The following is a 3,142-nucleotide window of genomic DNA, read 5'->3' as shown; positions in this document are numbered from 1 at the left end:
CACACCTCAACACCCTCTGATGTGTCTCTTCCTTACCCCACTGCTACGGTCTTTCTACGGTCCTCTACGGTTCCTTTCTCTAAGATTATTCATAATGAAGCAGAGAATACGGGGGAAATGGGGGATTTCATAATTTACTTTATTTAACAACAAATTACCTTCCATTACCCCCGGGGGAAGACCGGGGAGACTCCTCTTCAGGCAAGGGGGAAGAACTCAGCGTTATCAACTCCCCTTGTCAGTCGGGTGTTTCCACCATCTACTCCACCTGTAATATTCCTGTTTTTCACCTTATGATTCTTCGCATCAGCAAAATCCCCCGCTTTCCACGTCATTAAAAAATGACTCAGCCCCATCGGAATTCCTTACCTGAACATAAACTTTGAACTGTAATACTTACATTAAACAATGTGTATTACCGATTTAAAATAGACTTAATCCAGCCCCTTATAAAGGGGCTAGATTTTGTTAGAAAATAATATTACTTATATCAGAAATAGCATTCAAAGATCCTCTATAGTCGCTCCCTGTTTTAGGAAGAATGTAAGAGTATCTGGAATCACCATTATATACTATCTTCCAATGTTTACCTTCCTCAGACAACTCAAACCCAAGTTCCTTAAGCTGCCTTGACGTTGCCTTATCCATACTCCTGTAGCCATTAAGTGCTCTTTTCAAATGAGTTTGACGCGAATTTGCTTCCATGGTTTGAGGGTTGTTGGAAATTAAAGAAGATAATATATGATTACTTCGACTGCCCTCTTTCGTATTCACAATAGCAACCTTCAGAGCTTCTATTATTACATCTTTGATCTCACCATTGAAAAAGTCAGTTTCTTCCCCTGCATTCATTACTATACTTCCTTGAGCTGAAGCTTGTGATTGAAGCATTCGAACACGATATTCTAAAGATAATATATTACTTTTGAGTTCTTCTATTGTTTCATCTTTTGCAACATTATCGGCCTCATACAAACCCATCAATTCACTTGTGTATTCACCTCTAATCTTAAGAGTATTAATAGAATCCTTAGTTCTTCTTTTTTGTATTTCACTCCATCCCCCCTCAGAGACGGGAGCCATTGTAGATGTAGCTTTTACGACATAATCAAATAATTCATCTTCAAACTCCTTCGCTGTTTTCTCACCCCGACGGTAAAAGGAGATATTTTGTCCTCGCGGCCAGTAAATTCCGACTGCACCTGCGTAAGCATTTTTAGAATTTGTCTCATTTTTTAGTTTTATTGAAAACATTTTCTCACGTGGTTCAATTAGAACATGAGCTATGCCACACACCTTTCTTGCTAATCGCTCAGGAATAATGTTATGAGGATGTTCATTGTAAAAATATTTCGAACTGACATAGATTATTGGCAGCCTGTTTTCAGTTTCTCCATTGATAACTTTTGCCGCCAACTTTAAATGCTCTTCAGAATTCGAAAGGTAATCAGGTTCTATTGATGTTTTGAAGGCATCATCCAAACCACCAGAAAATTTATCTATCAACCTAATTACTATCAAAGGTTTTTTAGGTTGAGGTGCTAAATATGCAGCCTCCTGACTAACCACACTTGATTCAACTTGGATCCATACCGTATTATTTATTAAGTTCTTATTTACAGATATATCAGTCACCCATTTGTGTGGTTCGGAAATTTTTGAATATCTGAAGCAACCTAACTGAACATCTTGGTTGCCATGAGTAATTACATCAATCCTTTCATTACTTGACTCTACATAAAAATCTTCACTAAGATAGTCACACGTTAATTGTGCAGGTATAAATTTCGTGTGTGGTGACTCATGAATCCAAGAAAAACACTCATTGAATATATCGTCAAACGAAACATCATTTGAAACATAGAAACCAGTGGAGAAAAACTTCATTGGCATTGTCCTTTTGATATGAGGTTACCTTAAGAAGATAATGAAAATTAAATTTAAAATCAACCCACAAGCCCTCCCTTCCCCCAAAAAAACAACTATATCAACTGAGATAGGGGGGGCAGAACAAAGACGATGTATTCCACATGATCATGAAATAAACCTACAACACCAAAATTAAAAAATGTAGCCCTATAAAAAACAACACCTACTAAATTAATGATTAATCATTAATGCAGAAGCATGCTCTCAAAATAAGCACATACTCTCCAATAAGGTATTTCTGGATAATGTCGCCCATATATGTAATTAAAATCAACCAAAGCACATATTATTTTTTTGAATACATCCCCCACCGGTATTTTTTCCATTAAGACCAGAAACAGACCGTAACACCTATTTTTGCGGCATTTCTCGCCTTCAATCATCTCAAGTAACACCAGCATCCCCTTCGCCACGCTAGAAAATCAACTTAGCCATTTACAACACCGTGCCGGGGATGGGTCAACCCTGACGTACTTAACACCAGTCACAGGAGGTAATATGTCCAGCCCGAAACGCTTCCGTTTTACTAATCAGCTCATTAAATCCCTGCCCCCTAACACATCAGATTCACACAGCACCGATGCCGAATACAGCGATACCGAGATTTCTGGCCTGAAGTGTCTGGTCAGCAAAGGGGAAGGACGTAAAAAATTTTTGCTCCGCTACCTCTATCATGGACGAAAACGCGCCATAGCTATTGGTCACTGGCCTGAGGTAGATGTCACCTTAGCCCGTAAGATTTCCATGGAGCATAAACGCTCACTTGCCACCGGAACTGACCCTAAGCAGGAACGTGAAAACAAGAGACAAGAAATGACATTCGATGAACTCTTTAACCAGCATTATCTGGTATGGGCAAAATCTGCAAAACGTAGCTGGGGAAAGGATTTCCAGCGCTACCGGGATCATATCCGTCCCGTCTTAGGTCTAATGCTACTGAGTGATATCACACCAGCCAGCATTCTCCGCCTCCAACAGACGTTAAGCATTTCACTGTCAGCAGCAACCTGTAATCGTGTCATCGTCCTGGTTAAAGCGGTATTTACCTGGGCAGGAAGGCGAGGCATTACCTCTATCCATCCGGCAAGAGTGGTACAGCTTCTCAGGGAGAACAACGCCCGACAGCGCTATTTCACCGAGGATGAAATTCGTCGTATTTTTCTCTCCGCCGATGATGATACCAGCACCGTCGCTGCATGCTATGTCAAACTGC

General features: G+C 40.2%; 2 protein-coding genes. One reads left to right on the top strand and one right to left on the bottom strand.

Going from position 1 to position 3,142, the window contains the following annotated elements:
• Positions 1 to 468: 468 nt before the first annotated feature.
• The gene (locus C5687_RS23720; protein WP_032610111.1) at positions 469 to 1,887 is read right to left on the bottom strand and encodes a hypothetical protein; all 1,419 of its coding nucleotides are present in this window, start codon (positions 1,885 to 1,887) and stop codon (positions 469 to 471) included.
• Between the two features lie 540 nt (positions 1,888 to 2,427).
• Between C5687_RS23720 and C5687_RS23710 the strand changes: the two genes are divergently transcribed.
• Positions 2,428 to 3,142, top strand: a 715-nt coding sequence (locus C5687_RS23710; protein ID WP_146086307.1) for a DUF4102 domain-containing protein, incomplete at its 3' end; no start/stop codon positions are given.

Source organism: Enterobacter sichuanensis, assembly GCF_002939185.1.
GTDB lineage: Bacteria > Pseudomonadota > Gammaproteobacteria > Enterobacterales > Enterobacteriaceae > Enterobacter > Enterobacter sichuanensis.
The sequence above is the reverse complement of the archived record's forward strand: the minus strand, read 5'-3'. Positions and strand labels throughout refer to the sequence as shown.

Excerpts from the sequence above, each read along its gene's own strand:
- C5687_RS23720 (WP_032610111.1), bottom strand. The coding sequence starts at position 1,887 with ATGAAGTTTTTCTCCACTGGTTTCTATGTTTCAAATGATGTTTCGTTT.